Origin of the sequence: Actinotalea fermentans (assembly GCF_007991475.1) — a bacterium.
Lineage (GTDB): Bacteria > Actinomycetota > Actinomycetes > Actinomycetales > Cellulomonadaceae > Actinotalea > Actinotalea fermentans.
In genome coordinates, this window is the sequence record NZ_BJYK01000001.1 from 723353 (window position 1) to 738510 (window position 15158).

A 15158-nucleotide genomic window follows, 5' to 3' on the forward strand; every position below is an offset into this window, starting at 1 on the left:
GTCGTGGGAGCGACGGCGGCCGGCGCCCCCGAGGGGACACCGGCCGCCGTCGTGCGTCCGTCAGGACATCGGTGGGATCAGGCCATGCCGTGCTTGGCCCGGGCCTCCAGCTCCTGCTTGCGGAAGAGGTTGAACCGCGGCAGGAACTTGTCCCAGTCGATGGCGTGGGCGTCGATCTCCGGGCCGTCGATGCAGGCGTGCTTGCGCACGAGCTTGCCGTCCACGGTCACCGGGACCATGCAGGCGCCGCACATGCCCGTCGCATCCACCATGATCGAGTTCAGGCTCGCGACCGTCGGTACGCCGTACGGCTGCGTCAGGTCGCTGACCGCCCGCATCATCATCGGCGGGCCGATGGCGATGACCTCGGCCACCGTGCGGCCCTGGCCCGCCTTGTTCGCCTCGAGCATCTCCTGCAGCGGCGCCGTCACGAAGCCCTTGACGCCGAAGGAGCCGTCGTTGGTCGCGTAGACGACGTCGAGCTGGTCGCCGAACTCGGCCTGGAGCTTGCCCACCCGCTCGTCCTCGCCGTCCCAGAACATCAGGTTGGCGCTCCGGAACCCGGAGATGAGCGTGACGTGGTTCCCGAGCCGCAGGTGCTCGCGCATGATCGGGTGCACCGGCGGGAGACCGAGGCCACCCGCGGTGAAGACGACCGTGGTGCCCGGCTCGTACCGGTGGAGCCTGCTCGGCTGGCCGAGCGGGCCGGCGATGCCCGTGAAGGCGTCGCCCACCTGCATGGCGTTCATCTCGTTGCTGCTCACGCCGACGCCCTGGATGACGAGCGTGATGGTGCCCGCCTTCTCGTCCCAGTCGGCCAGCGTGAGCGGGATGAGCTCGCCGTCGGGCCTCGGCAGCACCCGGACGAACTGGCCCGCCTGGGCCGACCGGGCGATCACCGGCGAGTAGACGGTGATCTCCTCGATGCCGTCCGACAGGTGGGCCTTGGCGACGATCGTCGGCTCGGCCGCGCCCAGCTCCGTGTAGGCCTTGGCGCTGGCCACCATCGCCGGGATGACGTCGCCGGGCACGTCGATCGAACCGAGGATCTCCCGCGCCGCGGACTGGCCGTCGCCGGCCGCCATGATCGCCGTGGAGCCACCGCGGGCGGCGTCGCCACCGGTGTAGATGCCCGGCAGCGTGGTCTCCTGCGAGCCCTGGTGGTCGAGGTTGATCGTGCCCCACTTGGAGACCTCGAGCCGGGGCTCGGAGTCCTTGATGATCGGGTTGGCGTCGTTGCCGAGCGCCATGATCACCAGGTCGGCGTAGATCGTCTCGGTGCGGCCCGTCTTCACGGGGCGACGACGGCCGGAGTCGTCCGGCTCGCCCAGCTCCATGATGTCGAGCGTCGCCGCCTTGACGAACCCGTTGTCGTCACCGAGGAACTCCGACGGGGACGCGAGGACCTTCAGGGCGATGCCCTCCTCGAGCGCGTGCTCGAGCTCCTCGACGCGCGCCGGCATCTCGCTCTGGGTGCGCCGGTACACGATCGTCACGTTGCCGCCGAGGCGCTTGGCCGTACGGCAGGCGTCCATGGCCGTGTTGCCACCGCCGATGACGATGATGTTCTTCCCGCGCACCTCGGGCAGCGGCGTCTCGTAGTCCTCCCTCAGACCCTGCATGAGGTTGACGCGCGTGAGGAACTCGTTCGCCGACATGACGTTGAGCAGGTGCTCGCCCGGCACGTTCATGAACCTGGGCAGGCCCGCGCCGGTGCCGACGAAGATCTTCCAGAAGCCCGCGTCCCGCAGGTCCTGCAGCGTCGCCGTCTTGCCGACCACGAAGTTGCGGACGAACTTGCCGCCGAGCAGCTCGATCTTCTCCACGACGTCGTCGATCAGCGAGTTCGGCAGGCGGAACTCCGGGATGCCGTAGCGGAGCACGCCGCCGAGGGCGTGGAACGCCTCGAACACCGTGACCGGGAAGCCCTCGGCCGCCAGCAGGTACGCGTTGATCAGGCCCGACGGGCCGGAACCGACGATGGCGACCGGCGGCTTGGCAGCCGTCTGCCACGGGTCGGTGCGGCCGCCGAAGCGGGTCGCGTTGCTGCCCGGGTGCACGAGCATCTCGCGCTGGGGCAGGAACCACTCCACCTGCCCGATCGACATCGGGTGCTTGTGCAGGCAGACGCCCTGGCACTGCAGCTCCTGCGGGCACACGCGGCCGGTGACGTCCGGCAGCGGGTTGCACGACTCGAGCAGCTCCAGGGCCTCCTCGAACCGGCCCTGGCCGACCAGCTCGAAGACCTGCGGGATGTGGATCTTGACCGGGCAGCCGCCCTTTGGTCCCTTCGCGTGGGCGAGGAACTCACCGAGCTCGCAGGGCTTCTCGGCGCACTGCTTGTCCCGCAGCGCCTCGAGCCAGACGAACATGTCGATGTCCCGCGCCGTGAACCCGAGGTTCATGTAGCCCAGGTACCCCTGGTTGACGAGCGCGAAGTCCGCGGCGCGGTCCTCGGGCTCGCGGATGTACGGCGGGATGGAGCTCTGCGCGGGCCAGTCCGTCGCGTACCCGTCGAACATCGGGTACCGGTGGGACAGGTGCTTGTCGATCGCGCGGATGAACGTCCGCTTCTTGCCCAGCGGCAGGTTCCAGACGAACCGCATGAGCGCCTTGCTGACGTCGTCGTTGCGGAGCATGAGCTCCCACAGCCGCTCGGTGAACTCCTTGCTCAGGTCCGGCTGCGCGAACTCCCACGCCACCGCCGCCATGCCGTCCGCGATGAAGACCTCGCGGAAGGCACGGGGGTCGGCGATGAGCCGCCGCTTGAGCAGGTCGAGCTGCGTGTGGAAGGCCTCCACGCTCTCGGAGGACTCGAGCTCGGCAACCTCGGTCATCGTCGCGTCGAGGGCGCTCTGCGCGTCCACGTAGCGGCGTACGTCGTCGTTGCCGGCGCTGCCCTCGGTCCGGGGCGGGGTGATGGTGCTCACTTGAGGATCTCCGCGTCGCAGGTGGCCTTGACCCGCTCGATGCGCTTGGCCAGCTCGGGCGTGATCTCCACGCCGTCGAAGGAGCCCGGAAGCTGGTGGGCCACCACGCGAGCCTGACCGTCGACGACGATCGTGGTCTTCTCGAAGAACTGCGGCAGGTCCTGGTAGCAGGTACCGCAGTCGTTGCAGAGCGGCTCGTCGGCCGGGTCCAGCGAGATCGGCAGGTCGAGGACCGCCGTCGCCGCCGGGGCCGGGGCCGCCGCGGCGGCCGGAGCCGCCCCGCCGAACCCACCGAGACCGCCGAAGCCGCCCGCCGCAGCGGGGGCCTTGCTGGAGGCCGCGAGGTCCGCCATGGCGCGGGCGATGTCGTCGAGCGACGTCTCCCTGGCCGCAGCGGCCTCCTCGTAGCGCGCCTTGAGCTCAGCCACCTCGGCCTTGTGGGCCGCGGACAGCTTCGCGTGGTCGACGCCCGCGAGGGCCTGCAGCATCCGCCAGTAGGCGGCACGCTCCTCGACCAGGGCCACCACCGACGCCGAGCACGCCAGCTTGATCAGGCGACGGGCGTCGTTCGTGGCGTAGACGAACGGCACCTTGCCCGCCCGGGCCGCGGCGTCGAGCTCGACGTACTCGGCGATCGGGACGGCGTCCGCCTCCGGGGCGAGCTTCTTGAACTGCTTCTTGAAGCGCGTCTCCCCCATCGCGAACTCGGCCGGCGTCAGCGGCGTGGTGAGCAGCTGCACCTGGCCGTTCTCGTCCAGGTACTCCAGCGTGCTCGTCGTCCACGGCTTGTCGACGTCGGGGTTGCCGTCGAGCGAGAACCGCTCGGCGAGCGTGCGGCCCTGACGCGGGTCGTGCACGAAGAGCGGGCTGACCCGGCTCTCCACCGCGAGGCGCGAGCGCTTGTTGGACAGGTCCTCAGGGATGCCGTTCTCGGTGCCGCACGGCGTGTACACGTCCATGAGCGCCGCGCCGCCGGTGTAGCCGAGCATCTCGACCGTGTTCTTGAGGAAGTGCCCGTGCAGCGCCGTCGCCGTGACGCACGCGTACACGCCCGGGTGGAAGGCGGCGAGCAGGCCGAGCTCCTTGCGGGCCTCCTGCTTGCCGTCGTGCGCACGGCCGTAGCGGGCGAGGTCGGCGTCCTGGCCGACGAAGCTCGCGGTCGACGCCTGGCCACCCGTGTTGGAGTAGGCGCCCGTGTTGAGCACGAGCATCTTCACCGGGGTGCCGCTGGCGAGGATGCGCGACATCGCACCGAAGCCGATGTCGTAGCTCGCGCCGTCGCCACCGATCGTGAGGAACGCCGGCAGGAGCGAGAGCTCCTCCTGCGAGAACCCGCGCCAGTCGAGCATCCGCAGCGCCTTGTCGTGCGTGGCGGCGTCGTACGCGTCGGCGAGCTCGAGCTCGGCGGTGCGCATCGCGCGGACCTCGCGGGCGATCTTCGCCGAGATGCCCTCGAAGAGGCCCTTGGCGAGCGGCTGCGCGTCCTGGAACAGGCTGTTGACCCACGGGTCGAGGTACGGCGTGAACGGGACCGTCGAGGCGTAGACGCTCGAGCAGCCGGTCGAGTTCGCGATGACCGTCGGCGCGGGGCCGTTGCCGGTCGGGCCGCCCTCGTACAGGTAGAGCGCCTGCTCCAGGTCGGCGACCGCCGACTGGATGCGCGCCCGGCGCTCGGCGTCGTCGACCGTCTCGAGCTTCGCCGCGAGCTTCGCGAGCATGTCGTCGAGCTCGCGCATGTGGTCGCGGCGCCGCTCGGCGGCCAGCGCGCGGCTCGTCGAGGTGACCAGGCGGATCGCGGTGACCTCACCGCAGCCGCGGCAGGCGCCGTGGCCACCGGTGGTGGCGTAGTAGTTCGCGTGGTCGAGCATGAGCCGCTTGACGTCGCCACCCGTGGTCGCGTCCTCGACGAAGCGACGCGGGGTGTTGGGGAGCTTCGTCATGATCTCGAAGCGGTCCTCGAGCATCGCCAGCAGATCGCCGTCCTGCTCGGCAGCCGAGAGGGCGCCCGGGCCGCAGACGTCGACGCACTGGAGGCAGCCCGTGCACTTCCACGGGTCGACCGTCGCCGAGAACAGGCCACCCGTGCCGGGCGTCTCGTTCTCCATCGCGTCGAAGTACGGCCGGGTGCGGGCGACCGGGAAGGCCGCCAGCGCCGTGACGACCTTCTCGACGTTGCGCGCCAGCGTCCGCTGGTCGGGGTCGAGGACCGTGGCCGCCTCGGCGACGACGTCCGCGAACGCGCGGTCGGACTTGTCGTTGCGGTAGATCGCGCGGATCCGCTCCGCCCACGGGTAGACCTGGGCCCGCAGTGCGTCGCGCTGGGCGTCGGTGGCGTCGATCTCCGCGATGCCGGTGAGCAGCAGGTCGTGGATCTCGTGCACCGTGTTCGGGATGGCGACGTCCGGGCAGACGATGCCGCACTCGAGGCAGCCGGTGCAGGCGGTCGGGTCGAAGACCGGGACCTGCCGACGGAAGATGCCCTTGTCCTTGGCGGCGCCCGTGCCGACCGGCATGAACAGGCCGGTGCCGGGGTAGACCGGGGACTCGGCGATCGTGCCCTCGCGGAACGGCCGCGCGATGAGGTCCTCGTAGTACGCCGGGTCGAACAGCCCGCTGGTGGCGGTCGTGTCGACGTTGCACATCGAGGCCGAGATGGCCGCGCTCCGGGCGACCTTCCCGTTCGGCTCGGCGTCGATCGCGAGGAACTCAGGCGCGTCGTAGTCGACCGCGTGCGTCGCCTCGATGCCGTCGCGGATGACGGCCATGTTGGCCTCGACGACGGCCTCGCCCTTCGAGCCGAACTTCTTGCTGATCTGGGCGCGGACCTTCTCCTGCAGCGCCTCGCGCGACGCGCCGCTCGTGACGAGGTCGACGTGGCCGGCGACCGCGCCGATGAAGGCGATGCCCATCATGCGGGTCTCGAGCTGCGGCGTCGGCGCGTGCTTCTTGGCGACGGCGAACGCGTCCAGGACGAGGAACTTGATCTTCCGGTCGCGGATGGTCCGGCGCGCGTAGGACGGGAGCTGGCGCCAGGCCTCCTCGGCCGACAGGTCGGTCTGGAGGATGAAGGTGCCGCCCGTGACCAGGCCCTTGAGCGGGTTGGTGTGGATGAACGCCTTGTGGTCGGGCGAGACGACGACCTCGACGTCCTCGAGCTCGGCGTTGGTCTGCAGGACCGGCTCGGGGCTGAGGGTGATGTAGTAGTTCGTCGCGGCGCCGGACTTCTCCGAGCCGTACTTGGGCGCGGACTTGGAGTGCATGCCCAGGACGCCCGCGAGGATGTCGGTGAGCAGCTTGCCCGTCGCGACGGTGCCGTAGCCGCCGACCGAGTGGAAGCGGATCCGCATCGCACCGGCCGGGAGCAGGTTCGGGTTCGGCTCGGTGACGAGCGCCATGCCCGCGGTCTCCGGGTAGGCCTCGCGCAGGCGGGCCTCGCGCTCGGCGATCTCCGGCGTCGGGTCGGTGCTGAAGAACTGCGAGCCGATGTAGAAGAGCGAGCCGGCCTGCTTGTCGTCCGCGAGCCGGCGGAAGGCCGCCACCAGGTGCCGGGCCTGCACGTCGTGGCCGCCGAGGCCGAAGATCGCCGTGCTCAGGCGCGGCTGCGTGGCCAGCGCCGGGATCCCCTCGAACTGCGGGGCGTCCGCGTTGGCGCGCGCCTTGAAGAGCGCCTGGGTGACGAGGCGGGTCAGAGCCGTGTCGTCGCTGCGCTCGAGCACGGCGACGGCCTTCGCGCCTGCGACGGCAGCGACGAGCTCGGCCTCGGGGAACGGCTGCAGCTGCTTGACGGAGACGACGCCGACCTTGAGGCCCTGGGCCCGCAGGTACGGGATCACGGCGCGGACGTCGTCGGTGATGGAGCCGAGGCCGACCATGATGTAGTCGGCGTCCTCGCAGTCGTAGGACATGACCGGCGAGTACTCGCGGCCGGTGAGGGCGGCGTACTCCGTCATCGACTGCTGGACGAGGGCCGGGACGGCGCTGACGAAGTGCGTGCGGTGGTCGACGGCGCCGGCCTGGAAGTCGGGCTGGTTCTGCACCGGGCCGGTGACGCCGGGGTTGTGCGGGTCGACGAGTGCGGGCACCAGCTGGCGGGTGCCCTTCTCCCAGGCGCCGATCCACTGCCGGCGCCACTGGGCCGCGAGGTCCTCGGGGATCCAGACCAGGGTCTCGGCGACGAGGTCGCCGGCGTTGTCCTTCTCGATCGTGTCGGCGTTGGCCTCGAGGTGGGCGCGCAGCGCGGCGAGGTCGGCGGGCTGGATGTCCGCGGCGTGCCGGTCGAGGTAGGCGCCGAGCTGGAAGACCCGACCCTTGGCGCCGAAGAGCATCTCCTGCGCGACCGTCGGGCACGGGATGCGGCCGGACGGGTCGCCGAGGTACTCGCGCAGCAGGGCGGGCTCGGGCAGCTGCGCCTCGCACATCACGTGGCTGGTGGCGAAGCCGTCCATCACGTTGGCGACGGGGATGAGCGACAGGGCCGACGCGCGGTAGGAGATCGCGGCGAGGTCGGCCGCCTCCTGCGGGTTGGACCCGAAGAGGATGGTGTAGCCGGTCGGCAGGAGGGCGTAGACGTCGTCGTGCCCGGCCATGACGTTCAGGGAGTGCTTGGAGACCACGCGCGCCGCGACCTGCAGCACGAAGCCGCCGATCTTCTTGCCCACCGTGACGTAGTGGGACTCGAGGGCGTAGAGGATGCCCTGGCTGGACGAGGCGTTGGAGACGTACTGGCCGCCGGTGAGCGCGGCGCCGAGCGCGCCGGACTGGGCCGAGTGCTCACCCTCGGTCTCGAAGAAGAAGGGGTGCGTGCCCCAGACGTTCGCACCACCCTCCGCCCGCGAGGCCTCGAAGAGCTCCGCGATCTCCGTCGAGGGAGTGATCGGGTAGCCGATCACGCCGCCGCAGACGTGACGCATCACGTGGGCGACAGCCCCGTTGCCGTTGATGACGTCGGGGATGCCGGGGTACTGGGGTTGCTGTGTCGTCACGATGCCCGTCCGTGCCTTCGTAGGGAGCGCAGGGTGTGCGAGGCCCGTGACGACGTGGGCTGGATCGCCCCCGGGGTGCCGACCTGGTCGCCGGAACACCCCGCTGACCTGTGGTTCAGGTGCTGCGTCATTGCGGTTCCTCACAGTCCACTGGGGACCGTTTCAGCGTAGGTCGCCGTCATGGGACGATCTGGGACCGAGGACCCGGCCGGGTCCCCCACCCCCGCTCCCGCGGCCCGTTCTCCCGGCGGATCCCGGCGTGTCGCTCCTGTCATCGCGCGGGATCCGATTAACACGGGCCGTGCCGGTTTTGCACGGGGGCTCGCCGGGTGGTGGTCGGGGCCCCGCACCACGGCGCTAGCGTGGCCACCATGCCCGATGACGCCCCGGCCCTCCCCGAGGAGCCCGCTCGCCCCGTCGAGATCGCGACGCGGCACGGCCTGGCGCGGGCCTACGTGCGCGCGACCGATCGACCGCTGGGGGTGCTGGTCCTGGGCCACGGCGCCGGCGGTGGCGTCCAGGCGCCGGACCTGCTCGCCGTCTCGGCCGCCGCCCGGGGCGACGGCTGGTCCGTCGTCCTGGTCGAGCAGCCGTACCGTGTCGCGGGGAAGAAGGTCCCGCCGCGCCCCCGCGTGCTCGACGAGGCCTGGTGCGACGTCCTGGCTGCCCTGCGGGCACGGGACGTCGGCGCCGTGCCCGACGGCGTCCCGCTGGTCACGGGCGGGCGCTCGGCCGGCGCCCGGGTCGCCTGCCGCACCGCCGAGGCGACCGGCGCGGCCGGCGTGCTCGCGCTGGCGTTCCCCACCGCGCCACCTGGTCGGCCGGACCTGCCCAGCCGGCTTCCCGAGCTCGACCAGGTCACGGTGCCGGTGCTCGTCGTCCAGGGCGCCACCGACCCCTACGGCGTGCCGCCGGAGGGCCCCGGACGTCGGGTCGTCGTCGTGCCGGGCGACCACGGGCTGAAGAAGGACGTCCCGGGCGTCGTGAGCGCGGTACGGGCCTGGCTCGCCGAGCGCACGGCCTGAACCCTCCACCCTCGCCTGCGCCTGCCGCGAGCCCCCTGCCTCGCGCCCCCTGCCTTTCGCCCTGGGCGGACGCGCGTCGTCACACGGGGCGCGATGAATTAACCTGCTGCCCACGAGGGGAGTACTTCCCCGCATCGTCCCGGTCAGTACGGCGCGCCGCGCCTCGGGCGGTGGCCCGCAGCACGCGTCCGCGGGTGAAGGAGACCTCGGAGCCGCCTTCGACGACTGGAGACTCCGTGGCCCTTGCCGCCCTGCCCACCGCGACCGACGTCGCGTCCGACACCGCCCTGTCGAGCATCGCCGACCCTGCGCTCTGGGCGGTCACCATCGCCGGGGTGCTCGCGCTCCTCGCGCTCGACTTCCTCGTGACCCGCAAGCCGCACGAGGTCTCGATGCGCGAGGCCGTCGGGTGGAGCGCCTTCTACATCGCGCTCCCCCTCGCCTTCGGGGCCTGGATCTGGTCCAGGTGGGGGTCGCAGACGGGGGTCGAGTACCTCACCGGGTACCTCGTCGAGAAGTCGCTGTCCGTGGACAACCTCTTCGTCTTCATGCTGCTGCTGTCCGCGTTCGCGGTGCCCGCCGCGCTCCAGCAGCGCGTCCTGCTCTTCGGCATCGCCGGGGCGCTCGTCCTGCGCGGGGTGTTCATCGCGCTCGGCGCCGCGGTGCTCGCGACCTTCTCCTGGGCGTTCCTGCTCTTCGGCGCGATCCTGCTGGCGACCGCCGTCAAGATCCTGCGGGACCAGCTGTCGGACGCCGGCCACGACGTCGACGTGTCGCAGATGCGCTCGGTGCGCCTGATCCGGCGGTTCATGCCCGTCACCGAGGATTACCGCGGCCCGCGGCTCAGCGTGCACGAGGGCGGGCGGCGGATGCTCACGCCGCTGGCCGTCGTCGTCGTGGCGGTCTTCGCCACCGACGTCGTCTTCGCAGTGGACTCCGTGCCGGCGGTCTACGGCATCACCGGTGACCCGTACCTCGTCTTCGCGACCAACGCGTTCGCGCTGCTCGGGCTCCGGGCGCTGTATTTCGTGCTCCAGGGAGCACTGAGCAAGCTCGTGCACCTCGGCTACGGCCTCGCCGCGATCCTCGGCTTCATCGGCGTGAAGCTCGTGCTGCACTGGGCGCACGGCGTGTGGGACGGCGTCCCGACCGTGCCGACGCTCTGGTCGCTGGTCGTCATCGTCGTGATCCTCGGCGTGGTGACCGCCACGAGCCTCGTCGCCACCCGCGGGAGGGCCGGCGACGTCGAGGCCTCCGCCCACGTCGCCGAGCCCGGCGCCCATCCGCACCGCCAGGCCCGGGGCGACCGCGACTGACCGGCCCACGCGAGGCAGCGGCCGCCGACCCGGGTCGACGGCCGCTGCCTCGCCTTCAGTCCGGCGTCGCGCTCAGCCCGGCTGGACGTCCCGGCGGGCGAACCGCTCGACGCCCGACCAGGCGAGACCGGCCGCGACGAGCGTCAGCAGCAGCAGAGGCGTCCACGCCATCGGCTCGGCGGGCACGTACGGCACCGCGGAGAACGGGAGGCCGTCCAGCAGCCACTGGGGCAGCCCGAAGACCTCCCCGAGCATCGTGGCGAACCACATCGCCGCCATGAATCCCCAGGTCAGCGGGATGGCCAGGCGCGGCAGCCAACCGAACAGCGCCACCGCCACGCCGACCAGCACCATCACCGCCGGCCAGTACGCCAACGCTGCACCGGCGAGGGTGCCGACGGCCGACGCGTCGTCCGTGAGCGAACCGTGCACGGCGCCGAGGATCGTGCCCCCCAGCGCGAGCAGCGCGGCCGAGCCGACGATCGGGATCGCCAGCCGCTGCCAGGCCCAGCGCCGCCGCGAGAGCGCCCCGGCGAGCTGCGGCTCGATGATCCCGCTCGCCTCGTCGGCTCGCAGCGACACGGCCGACTGCGTGGCGAACACGGCCGTGACGAGCCCGATCATCGAGGCGAGCATCGCCAGGAGGGCGTCGACGCCCGAACCGCGCAGGAAGTCCTGCGCGGGGCCGGCCTCCGCGTCCGCGATGAGCTCGTTCATCGCCTCGATGATCGAGCCGAAGAGCAGCCCGCACAGGACGACGGTCACCGACCAGCCGATGACGGGACCGCGCTGCAGCCGCAGGCCGAGGCCCAGCGGTGCGGTGTACCGCTCCGGCGCGCCGGGCCTGCCTGCGCGCTCGGGCACGAGTCCGGCACCGAGGTCGCGGCGCGCCTCGAGCGCCGCGGCGACGCCCAGCAGCCCGGCGGCCAGCAGCACGAGGAGGGCGAGCGGCCAGACCCGGTTGGCCCCGAACGGCTGCATCTCCTGGCCCCAGCCGATGGGTGAGGCCCACGTCAGCGTCCCGTCACCGAGGTCGCCGATCATGCGCAGCACGTAGCAGCCGACGATGACGCCGGACGCCAGCGCGTTCGCCCCACGCGAGGTCGTCGTCACCTGCCCCGCGACGGCGCCGATGCCGAGACCCACCAGCCCCACGCCGGTCACCGACGCGCCCAGCACGAGCGACCCGGCCACGCCCGCCCCGTCGGGGTCGAGCCCGCCGGACGCCGACACGAAGGCGACCCCGAGCCCCACGACGACGCACAGCGCGCCGTTGACCAGCCACGACGCGACGCCGTACGCGTGCACCCCGAGCATCCGGGAACGCAGCAGCTCCGTGCGACCGGCCTCCTCGTCCGCCCGTCCGTTGCGGACCACGAGGAACGCGACGCCGATGGCGAGGGACAGCGCGATCGTCATCCAGGACTTCGTCCACACCGCCCCGCCGAGCGTGTCGGCAGCCGGGGACAGGCCCGTCAGCGCCCGGATGCCCGGGGTGTCCGAGAGCGCCGCGAAGTCGTCCAGCGACGCCTGGGTCGGGAAGATCTCCTGGTAGTAGGACGCGACGTAGGCGAGCATGCCGACCAGGACGACCACCCACACGCCGAGGCGGACGCGGTTGCGTCGGACCACGAGGCGCACCATCGTCCCGATGCCGGCCAGCGCGTCCGCGGGTGCGCCCGCGCGCACCGGGGCGGCCGTGGGTGCGGTCAGGGTGGCGGTCACTTCTGGCCCCCGTTCGTGAGGGCGGCGAGCTCGTCGCCGTAGTGACGCAGGAAGAGCTCCTCGAGCGACGGCGGGTTGGCCACGATCGAGATCGGCTCGAGACGGGCGACCTCGGCCAGGACGCCCGGCAGGGCGGCGTCGTCCACGGCGAAGGTGACGTGGCCGTCGGCCGACTGGAGGTCGTGGACGCCTGGCACGCGGGCCAGACCGTCCGCTCCCCGCGGCAGCACGACCGTCAGCTGCGAGCGGGTGAGGTGCCGAAGCTCGGTGATGGTGCCCGACTCGACGGTCACCCCCTCCCGGATGATCGTGACCCGGTCGGCCAGCTTCTCCACCTCGGCGAAGATGTGGCTCGACAGCAGGACCGAGCGTCCGGCGGCCTTGACCTCGCGGATCGACTCGGTGAAGGCGGCCTCCATGAGCGGGTCCAGGCCGGACGTCGGCTCGTCGAGCAGGAGCAGCTCGGCGTCGGAGGCCAGGGCGGCGACCAGCGCGACCTTCTGCCGGTTGCCCTTGGAGTAGGTGCGGGCCTTCTTGGTCGGGTCGAGCTCGAAGCGTTCGAGCATCGCCGCCTTGCGGGCCGGGTCCAGCGGCCCCGACAGGCGGGCGAGGATGTCGATCGCCTCGCCGCCGGTGAGGTTGGGCCACAGCGTCACGTCGCCGGGGACGTACGCGATCGACCGGTGCAGGCGTACGGCGTCGACCCACGGGTCGCCGCCGAGGACGGTCGCCCGGCCGCCGTCGGCACGCAGGAGTCCCAGCAGGATGCGGATGGTCGTGGACTTCCCGGAGCCGTTCGGGCCGAGGAAGCCCGTGACCTCGCCGGTGGGGACCGTGAGGTCGAGGCCCCGCAGGGCGTGGACGGTGCCGAAGCTCTTGGTCAGGCCGGAGACCTCGACGGCCATCTCGGATGCAGGCATGGCGGTTCCTTTGAAGGTGGTGGGATCGAGCACGGGTGTGGGTCGCGGACCGCGCGGAGCGGGTGCTCAGGCGGTCGGGGCAGTGGCGCCGGCGTCGGCCGGCACCACTGCCCCGACCGGCGGGTCCCCCACGTACATCAGGTACTCGTCGAGCATCCGTCGGTTGGTGAAGAGGCCCTCCGTGTACAGCTCGAGGATCGGCAGGGCCTGTCCCCGCTCCTGCGTCAGGACCGAGGCGACGAAGTCGTCCGGCGACCGCCCTGGATCGAGCAGGTACTGCACGAGCATCGCGCCCATGGAGTGCGCCGTCAGGTAGCGGGCTCGCGCGTCCTCGTCCCGCGAGGGACGCACCAGTCCGGCCGCGACGCTCTCCGCCGTGACCTGGCGCACGTGCTCGACGAGGCTCTCGAAGAAGTCGCGGGCGGCGGTCCCGCCGGCGTGGAGGGCTCGCAGCATGTAGACGGTCACCAGGGCGGCGTCACCGGGCCGCGCGAGCCGCTCGAGCAGGTTGGCGCTCGGGTCGTCGAGCGTGTCGGACTTCAGCGCGTGGTACCGCCGGAAGACCTCGGCGTCGCACTCGGCGCGCAGCGCAGCCTTCGAGCCGAAGTGATGCGTGATCAGGCCCGGCGAGACGTCGGCCCGCGCCGCGATGGTCCGGAACGGCGTGTCGAACCCGGCCTCGGCGAAGCAGGCGATCGCGGCGTCGCGGATGCGCGCACGGGCGGTGAGGTCGGCCATCGAGCGCTCGCTCGACGCGGCTATACGCATGACCAGCAGGCTATACACGCAACTAGCGTGATCACAAGTCGCCCCGCTACCGGGGACAAATGTCCGGGGAACGGCCCGGATCGCGCTGGGAGCATCGGACACGTCAATCCAGACCACATCTGATTCACGGGAGTGTCCGGTGGAGAAGAGACTTGGTGTGGTGTCGATCATCGTGGAGCGGTCGGTCGCCCCCGTCGATGACGTCAATGACCTGCTCACGCAGTTCGGCGACGAGATCATCGGGCGCCTCGGACTCCCCCACCCCGCACGGGGTGTGAACGTCATCACCGTCGTCGTCGACACCTCCGTCGAGCGCGTCTCCGCGCTCACGGGCAAGCTGGGCAAGCTCCCCGGGGTTCAGGTGCGGTCTCTCATGTCCCGGACCGCGCCAGGAGCCCCTCTTGCCACTCCCCCTGACGACTGACCGACGCCGCACCGGCGCGGCCCGCGCGCTGATCGATCGCCTCTCGGCCGAGGGCCGCCTGCCCGTCGACGACCTCGAGACGCTCATCCGGACCGCGACCGACGCCGACCGCGCGTACGCACGCGAGGCCGCCGTCGCCGTCGCGCACGAGAACTTCGGCAACCGGGTCTTCGTGCGCGGCCTCATCGAGTTCTCGAACCACTGCCGCCAGGACTGCTTCTACTGCGGCATCCGCAAGAGCAACCGCGAGACCGAGCGCTACCGGCTCGACGCGGAGCAGATCCTCGCCTGCTGCGCCGCCGGGCACGCCCTGGGGTACCGCACGTTCGTCCTGCAGAGCGGCGAGGACTCCCGCTACACGACCGAGGTCCTCGTCGACATCATCGGTCGGATCCGCGCCACGTACCCCGACTGCGCGATCACGCTCTCGGTCGGCGAACGGGGACGCAGCGCCTACCAGGCCTTCTTCGACGCCGGGGCCAACCGGTTCCTGCTCCGGCACGAGACGGCCACGGCGGACCACTACGCGCGGCTGCACCCCGCCGGTCAGACCCTCGCGACGCGGATGGAGTGCCTGCGCACCCTCAAGGACATCGGGTTCCAGACCGGGGCAGGCTTCATGGTCGGCTCACCGTTCCAGACGGTCGGCGACCTGGCCCGCGACCTCGCGTTCCTCGCCGAGCTCCGGCCACACATGGTCGGCATGGGGCCGTTCCTGCCGCAGCACAGCACCCCGTTCCGGGACGAGCAGGCCGGGGACGTCGACCTGACGCTCTTCCTGCTCAGCCTCGTCCGCCTGATGCTCCCCACGGTCCTCCTGCCCTCGACGACGGCGCTCGGCACCGCACGGAGCGGGGGCCGCGAGGCGGGCATCCTGGCCGGCGCGAACGTGATCATGCTCAACCTGAGCCCCACCGACCTGCGCCCGAAGTACCTGCTGTACGACAACAAGCCCGTGAGCGGGGACATCGCCGAGATGACCCAGGCGGCGCGCGCGTCGCTCGGCGCCCTCGGCTACGAGATCGTCGTCGACCGCGGCGACCACCCGGAGGTGGCCCGGTGAGCCTC

At 71.7% G+C, this 15158-nt stretch carries 9 protein-coding genes; 4 read left to right on the plus strand and 5 right to left on the minus strand.

The genetic code is table 11. The features are described from left to right. Positions 1-77 precede the first annotated feature (77 nt). Both AFE02nite_RS03405 and AFE02nite_RS03410 read right to left on the minus strand, forming a co-directional pair. The gene (locus AFE02nite_RS03405; RefSeq protein WP_052113341.1) at positions 78-2930 is read right to left on the minus strand and encodes a sulfide/dihydroorotate dehydrogenase-like FAD/NAD-binding protein; all 2853 of its coding nucleotides are present in this window, start codon (positions 2928-2930) and stop codon (positions 78-80) included. Then, entirely contained in the window at positions 2927-7912 is a 4986-nt protein-coding gene (locus AFE02nite_RS03410; RefSeq protein WP_034243086.1) for a 2-oxoacid:acceptor oxidoreductase family protein, read from the minus strand. The genes AFE02nite_RS03405 and AFE02nite_RS03410 overlap by 4 nt, the downstream gene beginning before the upstream one ends. Positions 7913-8283: 371 nt before the next feature. On the opposite strand from AFE02nite_RS03410, the gene AFE02nite_RS03415 reads away from it, so the two are divergent. Together AFE02nite_RS03415 and AFE02nite_RS03420 are read left to right on the plus strand one after the other, a co-directional pair. After that, positions 8284-8937, plus strand: a complete 654-nt coding sequence (locus AFE02nite_RS03415) for an alpha/beta hydrolase family protein (protein ID WP_052113350.1) — start codon at positions 8284-8286, stop codon at positions 8935-8937. A gap of 236 nt (positions 8938-9173) precedes the next feature. Next, the gene (locus AFE02nite_RS03420) at positions 9174-10253 is read left to right on the plus strand and encodes a TerC/Alx family metal homeostasis membrane protein (protein ID WP_261765411.1); all 1080 of its coding nucleotides are present in this window, start codon (positions 9174-9176) and stop codon (positions 10251-10253) included. 72 nt (positions 10254-10325) lie between these two features. Here the strand turns inward: AFE02nite_RS03420 and AFE02nite_RS03425 are convergent, their stop codons facing one another. From AFE02nite_RS03425 to AFE02nite_RS03435, 3 genes are all read right to left on the minus strand, one after another. Beyond that, positions 10326-11978, minus strand: a complete 1653-nt coding sequence (locus tag AFE02nite_RS03425; protein ID WP_034243085.1) for an ABC transporter permease — start codon at positions 11976-11978, stop codon at positions 10326-10328. Then, complete coding sequence (locus AFE02nite_RS03430; RefSeq protein ID WP_034243083.1) at positions 11975-12898, minus strand: ABC transporter ATP-binding protein; 924 nt, start codon at positions 12896-12898, stop codon at positions 11975-11977. The genes AFE02nite_RS03425 and AFE02nite_RS03430 overlap by 4 nt, the downstream gene beginning before the upstream one ends. Positions 12899-12964: 66 nt before the next feature. After that, positions 12965-13666: a TetR/AcrR family transcriptional regulator gene (locus AFE02nite_RS03435; protein WP_034243081.1), complete on the minus strand. Its 702-nt coding sequence runs from the start codon at positions 13664-13666 to the stop codon at positions 12965-12967. A 160-nt stretch (positions 13667-13826) separates the two neighbouring features. On the opposite strand from AFE02nite_RS03435, the gene AFE02nite_RS03440 reads away from it, so the two are divergent. Continuing rightward, positions 13827-14090, plus strand: a complete 264-nt coding sequence (locus tag AFE02nite_RS03440) for a TM1266 family iron-only hydrogenase system putative regulator (protein WP_222594316.1) — start codon at positions 13827-13829, stop codon at positions 14088-14090. Continuing rightward, entirely contained in the window at positions 14068-15153 is a 1086-nt protein-coding gene (gene hydE / locus AFE02nite_RS03445) for a [FeFe] hydrogenase H-cluster radical SAM maturase HydE (protein WP_222594317.1), read from the plus strand. The genes AFE02nite_RS03440 and hydE overlap by 23 nt, the downstream gene beginning before the upstream one ends. Positions 15154-15158: the final 5 nt, after the last annotated feature.

Coding starts and splice junctions, on each gene's coding strand:
- AFE02nite_RS03415 (WP_052113350.1), top strand. CDS start 8,284: ATGCCCGATGACGCCCCGGCCCTCCCCGAGGAGCCCGCTCGCCCCGTC.
- AFE02nite_RS03430 (WP_034243083.1), bottom strand. CDS start 12,898: ATGCCTGCATCCGAGATGGCCGTCGAGGTCTCCGGCCTGACCAAGAGC.
- AFE02nite_RS03435 (WP_034243081.1), bottom strand. CDS start 13,666: ATGCGTATAGCCGCGTCGAGCGAGCGCTCGATGGCCGACCTCACCGCC.